This window comes from Streptomyces kunmingensis, from assembly GCF_039533535.1.
In the GTDB taxonomy this organism is placed as follows: domain Bacteria; phylum Actinomycetota; class Actinomycetes; order Streptomycetales; family Streptomycetaceae; genus Streptomyces; species Streptomyces kunmingensis.
Window position 1 is genome coordinate 171,711 of record NZ_BAAATS010000007.1, and the last position, 16,814, is coordinate 188,524.

General features: G+C 72.5%; 17 protein-coding genes. 10 read left to right on the forward strand and 7 right to left on the reverse strand.

The features are described from left to right. Positions 1-105: 105 nt before the first annotated feature. Positions 106-492, reverse strand: coding sequence for a PPOX class F420-dependent oxidoreductase (locus ABD366_RS12900; protein ID WP_324774239.1), 387 nt, complete (start codon positions 490-492; stop codon positions 106-108). Positions 493-670: 178 nt separating this feature from the next. Here ABD366_RS12900 and ABD366_RS12905 point away from each other — a divergent pair, with 178 nt between their 5' ends. The 4 genes from ABD366_RS12905 (at position 671) to nrfD (ending at position 5,975) form a co-directional block, all read left to right on the forward strand. Beyond that, entirely contained in the window at positions 671-898 is a 228-nt protein-coding gene (locus tag ABD366_RS12905) for a hypothetical protein (protein ID WP_324774214.1), read from the forward strand. Between the two features lie 30 nt (positions 899-928). Next, positions 929-4,174, forward strand: coding sequence for a formate dehydrogenase (gene fdh, locus ABD366_RS12910; RefSeq protein ID WP_324774216.1), 3,246 nt, complete (start codon positions 929-931; stop codon positions 4,172-4,174). After that, on the forward strand, positions 4,171-5,010 hold the full coding sequence (locus ABD366_RS12915; protein WP_324774218.1) for a 4Fe-4S dicluster domain-containing protein: 840 nt from the start codon (positions 4,171-4,173) through the stop codon (positions 5,008-5,010). Before fdh ends, ABD366_RS12915 begins: the two co-directional genes overlap by 4 nt. Before the next feature lie 65 nt (positions 5,011-5,075). Next, positions 5,076-5,975 carry an NrfD/PsrC family molybdoenzyme membrane anchor subunit gene (gene nrfD / locus ABD366_RS12920; RefSeq protein WP_324774220.1) on the forward strand — a complete coding sequence of 300 codons (900 nt, stop codon included), beginning with the start codon at positions 5,076-5,078 and terminating at the stop codon, positions 5,973-5,975. A 9-nt stretch (positions 5,976-5,984) separates the two neighbouring features. Here the strand turns inward: nrfD and ABD366_RS12925 are convergent, their stop codons facing one another. The 4 genes from ABD366_RS12925 to ABD366_RS12940 all read right to left on the reverse strand — a co-directional run bounded on the left by ABD366_RS12925 (position 5,985) and on the right by ABD366_RS12940 (position 10,356). Next, positions 5,985-6,368, reverse strand: coding sequence for a hypothetical protein (locus ABD366_RS12925; RefSeq protein WP_324774222.1), 384 nt, complete (start codon positions 6,366-6,368; stop codon positions 5,985-5,987). 74 nt (positions 6,369-6,442) lie between these two features. After that, entirely contained in the window at positions 6,443-7,411 is a 969-nt protein-coding gene (locus ABD366_RS12930; protein ID WP_324774224.1) for an LLM class F420-dependent oxidoreductase, read from the reverse strand. 39 nt (positions 7,412-7,450) lie between these two features. Further along, entirely contained in the window at positions 7,451-7,996 is a 546-nt protein-coding gene (locus tag ABD366_RS12935; protein WP_411293849.1) for a DUF6328 family protein, read from the reverse strand. Then, complete coding sequence (locus ABD366_RS12940; RefSeq protein ID WP_324774228.1) at positions 7,978-10,356, reverse strand: phosphoketolase family protein; 2,379 nt, start codon at positions 10,354-10,356, stop codon at positions 7,978-7,980. Before ABD366_RS12940 ends, ABD366_RS12935 begins: the two co-directional genes overlap by 19 nt. A 314-nt stretch (positions 10,357-10,670) precedes the next feature. Here ABD366_RS12940 and ABD366_RS12945 point away from each other — a divergent pair, with 314 nt between their 5' ends. After that, entirely contained in the window at positions 10,671-11,252 is a 582-nt protein-coding gene (locus tag ABD366_RS12945) for a cysteine hydrolase family protein (protein ID WP_324774231.1), read from the forward strand. A 269-nt stretch (positions 11,253-11,521) separates the two neighbouring features. Here ABD366_RS12945 and ABD366_RS12950 read toward each other — a convergent pair whose 3' ends face one another. Further along, a complete protein-coding gene (locus ABD366_RS12950; RefSeq protein ID WP_344441716.1) occupies positions 11,522-11,932 on the reverse strand; it encodes a hypothetical protein in 411 nt (136 codons plus the stop codon). A gap of 445 nt (positions 11,933-12,377) precedes the next feature. On the opposite strand from ABD366_RS12950, the gene ABD366_RS12955 reads away from it, so the two are divergent. The 3 genes from ABD366_RS12955 (at position 12,378) to ABD366_RS12965 (ending at position 13,428) form a co-directional block, all read left to right on the forward strand. Further along, on the forward strand, positions 12,378-12,638 hold the full coding sequence (locus ABD366_RS12955; protein ID WP_324777236.1) for a WhiB family transcriptional regulator: 261 nt from the start codon (positions 12,378-12,380) through the stop codon (positions 12,636-12,638). Positions 12,639-12,703: 65 nt separating this feature from the next. Then, entirely contained in the window at positions 12,704-12,982 is a 279-nt protein-coding gene (locus ABD366_RS12960; RefSeq protein ID WP_324777238.1) for a hypothetical protein, read from the forward strand. A gap of 47 nt (positions 12,983-13,029) precedes the next feature. Beyond that, entirely contained in the window at positions 13,030-13,428 is a 399-nt protein-coding gene (locus tag ABD366_RS12965; RefSeq protein WP_324777240.1) for a VOC family protein, read from the forward strand. Positions 13,429-13,435: 7 nt separating this feature from the next. On the opposite strand, the gene ABD366_RS12970 is transcribed toward ABD366_RS12965, so the two are convergent. Next, positions 13,436-15,157, reverse strand: a complete 1,722-nt coding sequence (locus tag ABD366_RS12970; RefSeq protein WP_324777242.1) for a PP2C family protein-serine/threonine phosphatase — start codon at positions 15,155-15,157, stop codon at positions 13,436-13,438. A 307-nt stretch (positions 15,158-15,464) separates the two neighbouring features. On the opposite strand from ABD366_RS12970, the gene ABD366_RS12975 reads away from it, so the two are divergent. Continuing rightward, the gene (locus ABD366_RS12975) at positions 15,465-15,659 is read left to right on the forward strand and encodes a ferredoxin (protein WP_324777243.1); all 195 of its coding nucleotides are present in this window, start codon (positions 15,465-15,467) and stop codon (positions 15,657-15,659) included. Next, positions 15,656-16,814: NAD(P)/FAD-dependent oxidoreductase (locus tag ABD366_RS12980; protein WP_344441719.1), on the forward strand; the 1,159-nt coding region annotated here is incomplete at its 3' end. The genes ABD366_RS12975 and ABD366_RS12980, both read left to right, overlap by 4 nt.

Below are 16,814 nucleotides of genomic sequence, written 5' to 3' on the forward strand. Positions count from 1 at the left end.
CGCCGACCTGCTGCGCGAGTGCGTCGACGGGAGGGTGGGCCAGTAACGGACCCGGTCGGGGGCGGGGCCCCGAGCGGGCCCCGCCCCACACTCGCAGAACGGCTCTCAGTTCTGCGAGGACACCGTGACGGCGATCCCGATGTTCGGCTTCTTCGGCAGGCGCAGGAGCTTCACGAAGGCGTTCCCGATCCGGGACAGCACGTACCTCTTGGCGAGGGCGGCCTGAGCGGCCTCGGTGCCGGCCGCGTCGAGCAGACGCGCCGTGCCGGAGAGGGTGGCGGCGTCCGGCGCGGTGTGACCACGGGCGTTGCACACGGTGACCGTCACGGCGCTGTTGTTGCGCAGCCGCTTGACCTTCCAGGAGTCCGCGGGCGTGACCACGAGCAGCTCGTGCTCGTCCCGCACCACATGCCAGACGGGGGTGGGGACCGGCGTTCCGTTCTTCCGGTACGTCGTGAGGCTGATGTATTTGCTGCGTCGGATCTCGTCCATGGCGGCCACGTCCGGAGTCTACCGACGCGGTGCGCGGCCCGGATCCGGGCCGTCGCGTGGACCAGCACGTTTCGTCCGCGTGCAGCCCGGTACCCAGTGCGCGACCGCGACCGTACCCGGCGCGCGCCCGCGACTGCGCGTGCGGACCCGTGCCGGGTGACGAAGAATGGAGGCTGCTGTGACTGATCATCGACTCGGAGGCCCGGCCGAGGACGAGGCTCCCATCCCCAGGGACCTCCCCGACCAGCAGGCCGACGCGGAGAACGAGGCCGACGAAGCTGCCGAGCAAGTGGACCGTGCGGATGACGTCCCCGAGACGGACGAGGCGGGCACGCGGCGCCGGGGCGACCACGGATCGGACACCGTGCACCCGGAGCACCCCGACCCCGACGAGTCACCGGCCTGATCGACCTCGAGCCCCGCGCCAAGGAGTCCCATGGGCGTCACCGACCGATTCCGCGACTGGCCCGTCTACCGGCAGCTGACCGGGGAGGACCGACTCGGCCGGGGGAGCGCCGCCAAGTCGCGGACCACGGACGGACTGCGGCCGCGTACCGACACCGCGGAACGGGTGACGCAGTCCATCTGCCCGTACTGCGCCGTCGGCTGCGGTCAGCAGGTGTACGTCAAGGACGAGAAGGTCGTGCAGATCGAGGGGGACCCCGCCTCCCCGGTCAGCCGGGGCCGGCTCTGCCCGAAGGGCTCCGCGACGCTCCAGCTGACCACCGGGGCGGCCCGGCACCACCAGGTGCTCTACCGGCGCCCCCACGGCACCGACTGGGAACCGCTCGACCTCGACACGGCCATGGACATGGTGGCCGACCGCGTCGTCGAGACCCGCCGCGCCACCTGGGAATGGGAGAAGGACGGCGTGCGCACGGCACGCACCATGGGCATCGCGAGCCTGGGCGGAGCCACGCTCGACAACGAAGAGAACTACCTGATCAAGAAGTTGCTGACCGGCCTCGGCGTCGTGCAGGTGGAGAACCAGGCGCGGGTGTGCCACAGCTCCACCGTCGCCGGCCTCGGTACCTCGTTCGGCCGTGGCGGCGCCACCACGTTCATGCAGGACCAGCAGCACTCCGACTGCATCGTCATCCAGGGCTCGAACTACGCCGAGGCCCACCCCGTGGGCTTCCAGTGGGTCATGGAGGCCAAGGCCCGCGGCGCGACCGTCATCCATGTGGACCCCCGCTACACCCGCACGAGCGCCCTCGCCGACCTGCACGTACCGCTGCGGGCCGGCAGCGACATCGCCTTCATCGGCGGGATCATCAACCACGTCCTGACCGAGGAGAAGGACTTCCGCGAGTACGTCCTGCACTACACGAACGCGGCGACGCTGGTCGGCGAGGACTTCCGCGACACCGAGGACCTCGACGGCGTCTTCTCCGGCCTGGACGAGGACAAACGCCACTACGACCCGCACAGCTGGCAGTACGAGGGCGCCCAGGTGCAGCAGCCGACCGGCGAGGTCGACGAGCAGTACGAGGACCGCATCCGCTCGGCTGGCCGCTCGGAGACCCACGGTTCGGGCGGCGCCCGCACCACCCCCGACGCGCCGAGCGATCCGACCCTGCGCCACCCGCGCTGCGTGTACCAGGTACTCAAGAGACACTTCGCGCGCTACACCCCGGAGATGGTGGAGGACGTGTGCGGCGTGCCGCGCGAGACGTTCCTGCGCGTGTGCTCCGCGCTCACCGCCAACTCCGGGCCGGAGCGCACCAGTTGCCTCGTGTACGCGGTCGGGTGGACCCAGCACTCCACCGGCTCGCAGTACATTCGCGCGGCGAGCATCCTCCAGCTCCTGCTGGGCAACATCGGCCGCCCCGGCGGCGGGATCCAGGCGCTGCGCGGCCACGCCTCCATCCAGGGCTCCAGCGACATCCCGACCCTCTACAACCTGCTCCCCGGCTATCTGCCGATGCCCCACGCCCACCAGCACGAGAACCTCGAGAAGTTCATCAAGGCGTCGCGCACGGAGAAGGGGTACTGGGCCGAGATGCGGTCCTACTTCGTGAGCCTGTTGAAGGCCTACTACGGCGACGCGGCGCGCGAGGACAACGACTTCTGCTTCGACCACCTTCCTCGCCTCACCGGTTCGCACGCCACGTACGAGACGGTGATGTCGCAGCTCGACGGCGAGTGCAAGGGCTACTTCCTGATGGGCGAGAACCCGGCCGTCGGCTCGGCCAACGCCCGCCTCCAGCGCCTGGGGATGGCCCGACTCGACTGGCTCGTCGTCCGGGACTTCTCGCTCATCGAGTCGGCCACCTGGTGGCAGGACGGCCCCGAGATCGAGAGCGGTGAACTGCGCACCGAGTCCATCGGCACAGAAGTCTTCTTCTTCCCCGCCGCCGCGCACACGGAGAAATCCGGGTCCTTCACCAACACCAACCGCTGGGTCCAGTGGCACCACGCGGCCGTCGAACCCGGGGGCGAGGCCCGCAGCGACCTGTGGTTCACGTACCACCTGGGCCGCCGGATCCGGGAGAAACTGGCCGGCTCCGACGCCCCGATGGACCGGCCGGTCCTCAACCTCACCTGGGACTACCCCGTCGAGGGGCCGCTGGAGGAGCCCGTCGCCGCCGCCGTGCTCGCCGAGATCAACGGCCACGGCCCCGACGGCGCACCCCTGTCCGCCTACACCGAGCTGAAGGACGACGGGTCGACCAGCTGCGGCTGCTGGATCTACTGCGGGGTGTACGCCGACGGCATCAACCAGGCCGCCCGCAAGAAGCCCCAGCAGGAACAGGACTGGGTCGCCGCCGAATGGGCCTGGGCCTGGCCGGCCAACCGCCGCATCCTCTACAACCGGGCGTCCGCCGCCCCCGACGGCACCCCCTGGAGCACCCGCAAGGCCTACGTCTGGTGGGACCCCGACGCCGGGCGCTGGACCGGGCACGACGTCGCGGACTTCGTGCCCGACCGGGCCCCCGGCCATGTGCCCGACTCCGACGCGAGCGGCCCCGACGCCCTGCGCGGCGACGACCCGTTCATCATGCAGGCCGACGGAAAGGGCTGGCTGTACGCGCCCGCGGGCCTGGAGGACGGCCCCCTGCCCGCCCACTACGAGCCGCAGGACTCGCCGTTCACCAACGCGCTCTACCCCCGCACCCCGCGCTCCCCGGTGCGCCGGGTGATGTCCCGCGAGGGCAACCGCTACCACCCCAGCGGCGGCGACCCCGGCGCGGACGTCTATCCGTACGTCGTCACCACCCACCGGCTCACCGAGCACTTCACGGCGGGCGGGATGAGCCGCTGGTCGCCGTATCTGTCCGAACTCCAGCCGGAGTTGTTCTGCGAGCTCTCCCCGCAGCTCGCCGCCGAGCGGGGCCTCGAACACGGCGGCTGGGCCACCCTCGTCACCGCTCGCGGCGCCATCGAGGCACGCGTCATGGTCACGGACCGCATCAGGCCCCTGACCGTGCGGGGCCGCACCGTCCACCAGATCGGCCTGCCCTTCCACTGGGGCCCCAACGGCGTGGTCAACGGCGACGCCGCCAACGAACTCGTCGCCATCACCCTCGACCCCAACGCGCACATCCAGGAGGACAAGGCGCTCACCGCCGACATCCGCCCGGGCCGCCGCCCCCGCGGCCCCGAACTGCCGCTCCTCGTGGCCGACTACCGACGCCGTGCGGGCATCACCGACACCACCGGGACGGAGACCCGTACATGAGCGAGGAAAGGGTCGGGTTCTTCACCGACACGTCCGTCTGCATCGGATGCAAGGCGTGCGAAGTGGCGTGCAAGGAGTGGAACGCCCTCCCCGAGGACGGGCTCTCCCTGACCGGGATGTCGTACGACAACACGCAGGCGCTCGGCGCGTCCACCTGGCGGCACGTCGCGTTCATCGAGCAGCCCGCTCCCCAGGGACGTACCCGACTGCCGCTGCTCGACGGCGAGTCCGGGACCGCGGGCGAGTCGGCGCCCGGCTCCGACATGCGCTGGCTGATGTCGTCGGACGTCTGCAAGCACTGCACCCACGCGGCCTGCCTCGACGTGTGCCCGACCGGCTCGCTGTTCCGGACCGAGTTCGGCACCGTGGTCGTCCAGGAGGACATCTGCAACGGCTGCGGCTACTGCGTCCCCGCCTGCCCCTACGGCGTCATCGAACAGCGCCCCACCGACGGCCGCGTCTTCAAGTGCACGATGTGCTACGACCGGCTGGGCGCGGGCCAGGAGCCCGCGTGCGCCAAGGCGTGCCCGACGGACTCCATCCAGTTCGGACCGCTCGACGAACTGCGGGAGAGAGCGGCGCTGCGCGTCGACGAACTGCACGGGGCGGGCGTGGCCGGGGCCCATCTGTACGGGCACGACCCCGAGGACGGCGTGGGCGGGGACGGCGCCTTCTTCCTGCTCCTGGACCGCCCCGAGGTGTACGGACTGCCCCCGGACCCCGTCGTCACCACCCGCGATCTGCCGGCCATGTGGAAGCACGCCGGTGGCGCCGCGCTCGCGCTCCTCGGCGGGGTCGCGGCGTCGTTCGCGATGGCCGGCAGGAGGCAGCGATGAGCGCCCAGGACCGTGCGGCGGGACCTAAGCGTCGCGGACGGCGCGGGCGTCGCGGTGAGCAACTCATGGTGCCCGAAGCCGAGTTCGACTCCTACTACGGCCGCCCGGTCATCAAGCCGCCGTCGTGGCAGGCCCGCGACATCGCCGGGTACTTCTTCCTCGGCGGCCTCGCCGGCGCGGGCTCCGTCTTCGCCGCCTGCGCCCAGTACACGGGCCGCGCCCGCACGGAGACCGCCCTGAAGGTCTCCTCGCTCGCCGCCGTCTCGCTCTCGGCCGCGGCCCTCGTGCACGACCTGGGCCGCCCGTCCCGGTTCGCGAACATGCTCCGGGTCTTCAAGCCCACCTCGCCGATGAGCATGGGCTCCTGGCTGCTGAGTGCCTACGGCCCCGCCGCGGGAGCGGCCGCGGCCTGCGCCGTCACGGGCCGGCTGCCCAGGGCGGGGGCCGCGGCCACCGGGACGGCCGCCGTCCTCGGACCCGTGGTCGCCGCCTACACCGCCGTCCTCGCGGCGGACACGGCGGTACCGGCCTGGCACGGGGCCCACCGCGAACTGCCCTACCTCTTCACGGCGTCCGCGACCGCTGCCGCCGCCGGTATGGCCCTGGTCGTCGCCCCCGTCCACGAGAACACCCCCGCGCGCTGCGCGGCGGGCCTGGCCGCACTCGCCGACACCGTGGCCATGAAGGCGGCCGAGCACCGCCTCGGCCCGGTCGCCGAGACGTACCGGCAGGGCAGGGCGGGCAGGCTCGTACGCACCGCGCAGACGCTGACGCTCGCCGGGGCCGTGGGCGCCGTCGCCCTGGGCCGCAGCCGCCCGGCCGCGATCGCCTCGGGCCTCGCGCTGCTCGCGGGCTCCGCGTGCACCCGCTTCGGGGTGTTCGACGCGGGGGTCGCCTCGGCCGAGGACCCGCGGTACACCGTGGGCCCGCAGCGCGCTCGGCTGGAGCGGCGGCGGGCCCGGTGACGGGGCGGGTCAGCGCGGTGTGAGCGTGAACTGGCTGTCGAGTTCCTGGTCGCCGGAGGCCGACCCCGCGTCCTCGACACCGTAGGCCCGCGCGAGCGACTCGCGGACGGCGGTGACCTCGTGGGGCACCCCCTGGGCGGAGACGGAGACGGGGCCCTCGATGGTCCCGTCGCTCCCGGGCCCGGACGCGCCGTCCGACTTGCCGGCACTCACGTCGAGTTCCGCGGTCCATACCGTGGGGCGCTCGGCGGAGGGACCGGAGCCCTGCTCGGTGGGCGCCCGGTCGGGGAACTCCGAGGCGAGATGGGCGAGTACACGCTCGGCGTCCTGGGCCTTGCAGTTGCTCAGCGTCACGGAGACGAGGGTGTGGTGGGCGTCGCCGGTGTTGCTCATGGAGGATCTCCCGAATCTTGATCAGTTACAGGGTCGGTGCAGGTAGGTAGATGGGCAGGCAGGTAAGCAGGGGGCTAGAGCGCTTCGCGGAGCGCGGGCAGCAGTTCGTTCTGTGCCCAGGTGAAGAAGGCGTCCTGGTGGTCGCCGCCGATCTGTACGAGGGCGACCTCGGTGAATCCCGCGTCGGCGAAGGGCCGTACGGCCTCGACGAACTCCCCGACGTCGCTGCCGCACGGAATGGACTTGGCGACGTCCTCGGGTGACACCAGCTCGGTCGCGCCCGCGAACGAGACGGGGTGCGGGAGCTCGGCGTTGACCCGCCAGCCGCCCGCGAACCAGCGGAACTGCTCATGGGCACGTTTGACGGCGGCCGACCGGTCGGGGTCGTAGCAGACGGGGAGCTGGCCGACGCGCGGCTTTCCTGCACCGCCGGCGCGGCCGAACGCGTCGATCAGGTCGGCCCGCGGTTCGGTGGCGATGACCAGATCGGCGACGCGGCCCGCCAGCGCGCAGGAGGCCGGGCCCGACACGGCGACGCCGATCGGCGGCGCGGCGTCGGGGCGGTCCCACAGCCGGGCCCGGTCGACCTCGAAGTGGCGGCCGTGATGCGTGAGTTCCTCGCCGTCGAGGAGCGCGCGGATGATCCCGACGGCCTCCTCGAACTTCTCCAGGCGCACGGCCGGCGCCGGCCAGCCCCCGCCCACCACGCGCTCGTTGAGGTTCTCGCCCGACCCGAGGCCGAGGCGGAACCGTCCCTCGGACAGCAACTGCAGCGTCGCGGCCTTCTGCGCGACGACCGCCGGATGGTAGCGGGTGGTCGGGCACGTCACGTAGGTCATCAGCGGGATGTGCGAGGTCGCCTGCGCGGCGGCGCCGAGCACGGCCCACGCGTAGGGGGAGTGGCCCTGTTCGGCCAGCCAGGGAGAGTAGTGGTCGGACGTGACCGAGAAGTCGAAGCCCGCCTCCTCCGCGGCCACGACGTGCCGCACGAGGTCCCGGGGCCCGGCCTGTTCGGTCATCATCGTGTAGCCGATCTGCACCATGGTCGCCTCCTTGTCGAGGGGGATGGACGGAAGGGTTGTTCATCGCGAAGGGCCGTCGTCGTGGTCGTCGGCCGGCACCTCATCACCGTGGTGCCGGCGGGCCCAGACGGGCAGGACGAACCAGCACAGCAGGTACCAGGCGAGGACCGCCGCGACGAGAACCGGGGCGAACGGGTCGTTCATCGCGACCCGCAGAATGAGGAACAGCGCCGAGGTCAGCGTGCACAGCAGCAGGACGAGACCGACGAAGGTGAGACGGGACGCCCAGATCACCGCCTGCGGCTTGATGCGCCGGCCGGAGACCTGCCGGTGGATGGCGACCGGCCCGATCAGGGCACCCGTCGCGGCGGAGCCGAGGAGGACCGTGACGATGTAGATGGTCCGGTTGGCGTCCGAGAGCTCCGTGAAACGCGGGGTGAACACGACGGTGAGCAGGAACCCGAAGAGGATCTGCACACCGGTCAGCGCGACCCGCAGTTCCTGGATGAGTTCCCCCCACTGCCGGTCGGCCTTCTCCTCGATCGTCTCGGAGCGGCCGCGCCCGGGGGCCGGCGCGTGATCGCCGCTCAGCCCGGCCACTGCCACTCCACGATCTCGGGCATGTCCGTGCCGTGCTCGCGGATCCAGCGGTGGTGGCGGGTGCGGGCGTCCGCCATCCGCTGCCGGGTCGCGGCAGCCCGGACGGCGAGCCCCGGCACACGGTCGATGACGTCCATGACGAGCCGGAACCGGTCGAGGTCGTTGCGGACGACCATGTCGAACGGCGTGGTCGTGGTGCCGGACTCCTTGTAGCCGCGCACGTGCAGGTTGTCGTGGCCGGTCCGCTTGTACGTGAGGCGGTGGATGAGCCACGGATAGCCGTGGTAGCCGAAGATGACCGGCTTGTCCGCGGTGAACAGGCCCTCGTACTCGGCGTCGCTCATGCCGTTGGCGTGCTCGCCCGAGGGCAGCAGCGTGGTCATGTCGACGACGTTGACGACGCGCACCGCCAGCTCGGGCAGATACCGGCGCAGCAGCCCCGCCGCGGCCAGGATCTCCTGGGTGGGCACGTCACCGGCGCAGGCAAGGACCACGTCGGGGCCGTCGCCGCTCTCCGTGCCGGCCCAGTCCCACACCCCGGCCCCGCGCGCGCAGTGGGCGCGCGCCTGGTCGAGGGAGAGCCAGTCGGGGCCGGGGTTCTTGCCCGCGACGATGACGTTGACGTGGTCGCGGCTGCGCAGCGCGGTGTCGGCCACGGCGAGCAGCGTGTTGGCGTCCGGCGGCAGGAACACCTGGACGATGTGCGGGCTCTTGTTGAGCACGTGGTCGACGAAGCCCGGGTCCTGGTGCGAGAAACCGTTGTGGTCCTGGCGCCAGACGTGCGAGGTCAGCAGGTAGTTCAGCGAGGCCACGGGCGCGCGCCAGGGCAGCTCACCCGCCGTTTTGAGCCACTTGATGTGCTGGTTGACCATCGAGTCGACGATGTGGACGAAGGCTTCGTAGCACGAGAAGAGGCCGTGCCGGCCGGTGAGCAGATAGCCCTCGAGCCAGCCCTGGCACAGGTGCTCGGACAGCACTTCCATGACGCGGCCGTGCGCGTCGAGGTTCTCGTCGACGGGCAGTACGCGTTCCTGCCACGCCTTGCCGCTGGATTCGTAGACGGCCTGCAGCTTGTTGGAGGCCGTCTCGTCCGGGCCGACGAGCCGGAAGTTGCGCTCGCGCGCCGTGTCGGCCATGAGGCGCGCGAGGAGGTCGCCGAGGAGCCCGGTGGGGGAGTGGGCCGTGGCGCCGGGCTTGTCGACCGGCACGGCGAAGTCCTCGAGGGGCGCAAGCGGCAGGGCGCGCAGGCGCAGCCCGCCGTTCGCGTACGTCGTGGAGCCCAGCCGCCGCGTTCCGTCCGGCACACAGGCGAGCACGTCGTCGCCGGGGCGGCCGTCCTCGCCGAAGAGCTCCTGCGGCCGGTACGAGCGCAGCCACCGCTCCAGCTGGGCGAGGTGCTCGGGGTTCTCGCGGACCTCCGGGAGGGGGACCTGATGGGCGCGCCAGGTGTTCTCCACCGGCAGTCCGTCGACCTCACCCGGCCCGGTCCACCCCTTGGGCGTACGCAGCACGATCATGGGCCAGCGCACGGGTGCGGTCGCCTCGCCGGTCCTGGCCGCCCGCTGGTGGTCGGTGATGAGGTCGACCGCCTCGTCCAGGGCGCGCGCCAGGTCCTGGTGCACCCGCGCCGGGTCGTCGCCCTCCACGTAGAGCGGGTAGTGGCCGTAGCCGCGCAGCAGCGAGTCGAGTTCGTCGTGCGGCATCCGGGCGAGCACCGTCGGATTGGCGATCTTGTAGCCGTTGAGGTGCAGGACGGGCAGGACGGCGCCGTCGTGCACGGGGTCGAGGAAGCGGCCCGAGTGCCAGGACGCGGCCAGCGGTCCCGTCTCCGCCTCGCCGTCGCCGACCACACAGGCGACGAGCAGGTTCGGGTGGTCGAAGGCCGCACCGTAGGCATGGGCGAGGGAGTAGCCGAGCTCGCCGCCCTCGTGGATGGAGCCCGGGACCTCGGGGGCCACATGGCTGGGCACGCCGCCGGGGAAGGAGAACTGCTTGAACAGACGGGTCATGCCCGCCTCGTCACGGCTCACGTCCGGGTAGATCTCGCTGTAGCTGCCCTCCAGCCAGGCGCCCGCGAGGACGGCGGGGCCGCCGTGCCCCGGGCCCCATACGCACAGCGCCTCCAGCTCCCGCTGCTTGATCACCCGGTTCAGGTGCGTGTACACGAGGTTCAGGCCGGGCGAGGTGCCCCAGTGACCGAGCAGCCGGGGCTTCACGTGCTCGGGGCGCAGCGGCTCGCGCAGCAGCGCGTTGGACATGAGATAGATCTGCCCGACGGCCAGGTAGTTCGCGGCACGCCAGTGGGCGTCCAGCTCGCGCAGTTCGTCAGCGGTCAGTACCGGGGCGTCGCGGTCGGCCGTAGTCATCGAATGCTCCAGAACCGTGTCGGCGGGCGTCGGCGGGCGGATGCGGTCGCGGGCGAGTCCTGCGGCCATGGCGCACCGGCAGGAGCCCGACCCTCCACGCGTTCCCACACAAGCCGTCGGCACTCACCTTGTTCTCCGCTCTTCTCCCATCGTGACCTGCGCGGATGGCCGACGCATGTGCTGCGCGCCCGCGTGCATCGCCCGGGCGTGCGCGGGTACTCGGACCGACCGTCGGCACAGGTGGTCATGTGGCGGGAGCGCCGGGAGTGTGACCAGCCTGGTGGGGCAGCCCGTGTGCGAGGGAAAGAAGATTCATGGAACAGCGACCGTCCGCCCTGATCGTCATCGACATGATCAACACGTACGACCATCCGGACGCGGAGCAGCTCCTGCCCTCGGCGCGGAAGATCGTGCCGGTCGTGGCCGGGCTGATCCGCGAAGCGCGCGACCACCGCATCCCGGTGATCTACGTGAACGACAACTTCGGGCAGTGGCGTTCTCATCAGGGGGCGCTCGTCGACGCGGCGCTGGCGGGACCGCACGCGGAGCTGGTAAAGCCGCTGCGGCCGGACGGCGAGGCCCTGTTCGTCCTGAAGGCCCGGCACTCGATCTTCTACGAGACACCGCTGACGTATCTGCTGTGGGAGCTCGGGGTGCGCCGGGTCGTCCTGTGCGGGCAGGTCACCGAGCAGTGTGTCCTGTACTCGGCGCTCGACGCCCATATCCGCCACCTGGACGTGACCGTGGCGTCCGACGCCGTCGCGCACATCCATCCGGAACTGGCCGACGCCGCTCTGGAGATGATGCGCCGGAACATGGGCGCGCAGATCGTCGCCGGCCAGGATGTGACCTTCGGCGCGCAGGACGGCCGCGGCGACCCGGACGCGGACCAGTAGGGCCGGGGGCGGCCGGCCTCGAGGACAGGCTGTCAGGGGAAGCGCACGCCCGGGACCGCCAGCGCGCCGAGCACCGCCGTACCCAGTACGAACCAGGCGATGTAGTCCCCGATGTGCCCGGAGTGCAGACGGCGCAGCGGGGCCGTCCAGGCGTAGGGCTCCGCCGGTGCGGTGCGGTGCGGTGCGGTGCGGTGCGGTGCGGTGCGGTGCGGTGCGGTGCAGCGCCCACGCGGCGCAGCCGACCGCCGCCGCCGTGGACAGCACGCCGGTCAGGACGGAAGCGGGCGTCCAGTGCGCGGCCGGGCCGCCGAAGGCCCGGCCGGTCCCTCGGCGAGCGCCGGGACGAGACCGACGCACAGGGAAGCGGCGAGCAGCACGGCGGGCACGGCCACCATGGTCAGCGGCGTCCGCGACAGGCGGCCGCGCGTCTCGGGCTCCTCGTGCCCGCCGGCCGTCTCGGCCGGCCCCGCCCGCTCGGGGCGCGGCCCGATGCCCCGGAACACCCGCGCGGCGACGCGCAGCGCGGCGGCGCCGGTCAGCGCGGAGACGACGAGGAACACCACGGTGCCGGCGCCGCCCGCGGCCTCCTCGACCGCGCCCTTGCCCAGCGCCGTGCCGAACGGCGGGAGGCCCGCCAGGGCGAGGACCGCGGCCGTGTAGACCACGGCGACCGCACGCAACTCCCCTGCCTTTCCGTGCAGTTCGCGTTCGCCGACGCTTCCGTACCGGTTGAGCAGGATGCCCGTGCAGGCGAACAGCGCGGCCTTGGCGCCCGCGTGGCCCAGGACGTACAGGGCGACACCGGTGGCAGTGGGTGAAGTCCCCGGCCGGGAGCCCGCCGGGGCCGGCGAAGACCGTGCTGTACACCCGCCAGACCCCGTAGACGCCCATCTCGACCATGACGCCGGACAGCAGCATGCACACCGGGGTCGGCTCCCGCCCGTCCCGTACACGCCCGACGGCCGCCGGGAACGCACTCTCCCACGCCACTTGGCCGGAACCGCCTGATCGCGGCGGCGCTGCGTGTCGGTCTGTCGGACGTTCGAAGGTTGTGCGTCCGTCCTGTTGTCACCGTGGGCATTGTGGGTACCCGCGCTGCTTCCGGTACTGAGGAGGGAGAAGGAAATGGAGTGGCTCGAGAGGGCGGCATGCGTGGGGGAGGACCCCGAACTGTTCTTCCCGGTGGGCAGCACCGGGCCCGCCCTGCTGGACGTCCACGAGGCGAAGGCGGTGTGCGAGCGGTGTCCGGTCATGTCCGAGTGCCTGGAGTACGCCCTGCGGACGGGGCAGACGACGGGCGTGTGGGGCGGCACGTCGGAGACCGAACGCACCCCGATGCTCAGGGCCTACCGCCGCAGGGCCCGCCAGAAGGCGCACGCCGGATGACCGCAAGCCCGACACGAGGGCCCGCGAGCGTCCCCGTACCGCCCCGGCCGGTGATGATGGATCACATGGACGAAGCTCCCGAGGACGACCTCCCGGCGCCCCCCGTACGTGCCGAGGGCGCGCTGGACAGTCTGCTGGCGCGCTACGAGGCGCGGATCGAGCAGCACAGACGCTCCGCCGCCGCCGATCCGGAGCGGCTCGACCAGCTGGTCGCCGAGCGGCAGGAGTTGCTCACCGACAAGGACCTCCTCGCGGAGCTGAGCGACGAGCAACTGCTGCAGGTGACGGCCATCTACGAGACGCGCAACGACGCCCTGGACTCCTCGCAGCCCGACGCGCAGTGATCAGCTGCGCGCCACGACGGACGCGAGGGGCCCACTAGGCTCCCCGCATGCTGCGACTCGGATATCCCGTCATCGGTGTCACGGACCTGCCCCGCGCGGTGGACTTCTGGACGCGGGCGCTGCCCCTGGTCGCCTCCGAGGAATGGGCGAGCCCGACATGGCGGACCCTCGACCACCGTGACGGCTCCGGCCGGGCGCTCGGCCTCATGCTCAGTACGTCGCCCGCCGAGCCGCATCCACGTCTCCACCTGGATCTCTTCACCGAGACGGCGGCGGAGCAACAGGCGGAGGTCGAGCGGCTGATCGCGCTGGGCGCGCGGGCCGTCGCCTGGGACTCCTATCCGCCCGAGCCGGACTTCGTCGTCCTCGCCGATCCGGACGGCAACGTCTTCTGCGTCGTCGACCTGAGCCACGCCCCGAGCGGCAGCGGCGGACCGGCGACCTGACAACCGCTCAGCCGGTGTCGATCCGGCGCAGGGCCAGCAGCGTGGCGTCGTCCGAGCGGTGCGGGCCGTCGAGGCGTGCCACGAGCCGCTCGGCATAGTCCTGGAGGGCGTCGTGGCCGCCGGTGGGCGGCGCCTCGGTCAGGCACTCCTCCGCGGCGGCGAGGAAGCGCCGGGTGTCCCGGTCGGGGTCGGAGCCCCGGCGTTCGGTCAGCCCGTCCGAGTACATCAGCACGATGTCGCCGACCCGGAGGGTGGCGGTGGCGGCGGTGTACGTCGTGTCCGCAAGGACGCCCAGTGTCAGGCCGGGTCCGTCGACGGGGTCCGGCAGTTGGGTGGCGAGGCCGTCCCGCAGGAGGACGGGGCGGGGGTGGCCGGCGCACGTCCAGCGCAGCCTGGCCTGCCCGGGGTGATAGCGGGCGATGATCGCCGTCGCGGTCGATTCGGTGCCGTCCGCGCAGGCCACCTCGTTGAGCCACTGCGTCAGCCGCTCCACGGGCTGCTCGGTGTAGGCGAGGCCGGCCAGGGCGTAGCGGAGTTTGGCCATGAGCGTGGCCGCTTCCAGACCGTGCCCGCGCGCGTCGCCCAGCGCGATGAGCGGTTGCCCGTCGGGCAGCTTGCGGGCCTTGTACCAGTCGCCGCCCACCCGGGCCTCGCGCGCGTCGGGGCGGTAGACGGCGGCGGCGTCGAGGCCGTAGGAGCCGAGTTCGTCCTGGAAGTGGGGGAGGACCGCCTGGCGCAGGACGTCGGCGACCTCCGTGACGGCTTCGACGCGTTCGAGCTGCCGGTGGGCCTCGCGCGCGGCGTACTCGGCGCTCTCGCGGCGCCTGCGTTCGGCGGTGACGTCGATGAGCACCGCCCGCAGCGCCCACACCAGGCTTCCGGGGGCGATGCGCACCGGTTCGGCGACCATGCGGAAGGCCCGCTCGCCGCCGCCGGCGAGGCGCAGTTCGCACTCGGTCTTCCGTTTGCGCAGGATGACGTCGTACAAGGCCTGGTACAGCCTGGGGAGGCTGTCCGTGGTGACCGCGGCGGCCAGGTCGAAGAGGGTCGGCACCGGCGTGTTCCCGGGGAGGCCGAGCACCTCGTGGAAGCCGCGGGAGGGCTCGATGTGCAGATCGCCGAGGTTCCACTCCGCCCAGCAGGTCCGCACCAGTTGCTGCGCGGCCTCGGTCATGCGCCGCCGGTGTCCGGGCTCCCAGGTGATGAGCAGGTGGTCGCCGCAAGGGGCCACCCGCACCTCGTCGTTGAGGCGTACCGGACAGAGAGCGGTGCTCACCAGCCACTCCACCGTCTCGGGGCCCTGCGGTGTGCGGTCGCGGAGGGCGCGGGCCAGCATCGCGGGGACGGCCGTGCCGGCGAGAGCGGGGAACTGCTCGAACAGCGACGCGGGGCCCGACCACAGCGGCAGCGCGGCCTCGGGGAGCCGGCTCGCCCCGTAGGCCCGGGCCGCCGCGTTCTGTCGGACGAAGAACGCGTCCCGGACGCCGCCGTCCGCGCCGAGGAGCGGGGCGACCAGCACGGCCGGCACGGGCAGGGCTTCGAGTACCTCCTGCCCCGAGGGCGGGGCCGGGACCGGCGGCGGTGAGGGGACCGGAGCCCGTACCTGCGCGGAACCGCGCTGGAGTTCGACGTAGGCCCGGATGCGCCGCCGCTGCGCCTCCAGCAGCGCGCGGATCGCCTGGAGTTCCAGGCGTGAGCGCGCGCCGCGTCTGGAAGGGGCGTCGTCCATAGGCGTAGGACCTTCTGTACGGGGAGGCCTTCTGTGCAGTGACGTGCGTGCGGGGCGTGCGGGGACGTGACGTGGGCGGAGGCGCTGTCGAACACCATCGACGCGACGGCCCCGAGCGGCCAGCCGGCCTCCGCCATGTGGCGGTGCCGCAGGGCGGCGCGCGGCCCAGGCCGGGCCCGCGCGCCGCGTCGCGCTCTTGACCGGGTCGGCGTCCCTTCCTATGTTGTTTGAGGTCAAACGAATCGCGCCGCGTCAGCTGCCTCATCACAGGAGGCGCGTCAGTTGCCTCATCACAGGAGGGCCGGCCATGAAGGTCGTCGTCGACAGGAACAAGTGCCAGGACCACGGCCAGTGCGTCTTCGCCGCGCCCGAGGTCTTCGGCTTCGACGACGCCGGACACCTGGCCTACGATCCCGCCCCTGACGACGCGCTCCTCGACGAGGTCGAGGAGGCCGCCGACGTCTGTCCGCTCCAGGCCATCCGGGTGGAGACCGGGCCGTGAGCGCACCCGTCGTCGTGGCCGGTGCGTCCCTGGCCGGGCTGCGCGCCGCCGAACAACTGCGCGCGGCGGGCTGGGGCGGGCCGGTCGTCCTCGTCGGGGACGAACCCCACATGCCCTACAACCGGCCGCCGTTGTCCAAGGAGGTGCTGGCGGGGAAGGCGCCCTTCGAGTCGCTCGCCCTCCGGCCGCGGGCCGGTGTCGCGGACGTGCGGTGGCGGCTCGGCACCCGGGTCGTCGCCGCCGACCTGGACCGGCACACCGTGGAACTCGACGACGGCGGGGCCCTGACGTACGCCGGTCTGGTCGTCGCCACCGGCATGCGCCCCCGGCGGCTGTCCTGCCCCGGCCCGGTCACCGGCCGGCACACCGTCCGCACGCTCACCGACGCGCGGCGACTGCGCGACGCCCTGACCCGGCCCGGCCGGCGGGTGGTCGTGGTCGGCGCCGGATTCATCGGCTGCGAAGTGGCCGCGACCGCGCTCGCCATGGGCGCCGCCGAGGTCACGGTCGTCGACCCGCTGCCGCTGCCCATGATCGGGCCGCTGGGCGAACTGCTCGCGCGGGCACTGCTCGACCGCCATGAACGGCGGGGTGTCCGGTTCGCCCTCGGCGCCGGCGTCACCGCCTTCGAGGGCGACGACCGGGTCACCGGCGTGGTCCTGGCCGACGGCACGGCCGTCCCCGCGGACGTCGTGGTGGAGTCGGTCGGTTCCCTGGCCAACACCGAATGGCTCGACGGCAACGGACTCGACCTCACCGACGGCGTCCGCACCGACGCGCAGCTACGGGCCGGCGGCCGCCCGGACGTGGTCGCCGTCGGCGACGTCGCCCGCTTTCCCAACGCCCGCTACGACGACGTCCCGCGCCGCGTCGAACACTGGTCCATCCCCACCGACACCGCCAAGCACGCCGCGAAGGTGCTCGCCGCCTGCCTCACCGGCAGCGACGCCGCTCTCGCCGCGTTCGCCCCGCTGCCCACGTTCTGGAGCGACCAGCACGACTTCCGCCTGCAGTCCTTCGGCGCCCCCGCCCTCGGCAAGGACGACGTCCGCATCCTCGACGGCGACCTCGGCGGAGACGTCCTCGCCGGCTACCACCGCGACGGCCGGCTGGTCGGCGTCGTCGCCCTCGGCGGCCGGGCCGTCGCGGCGGGCG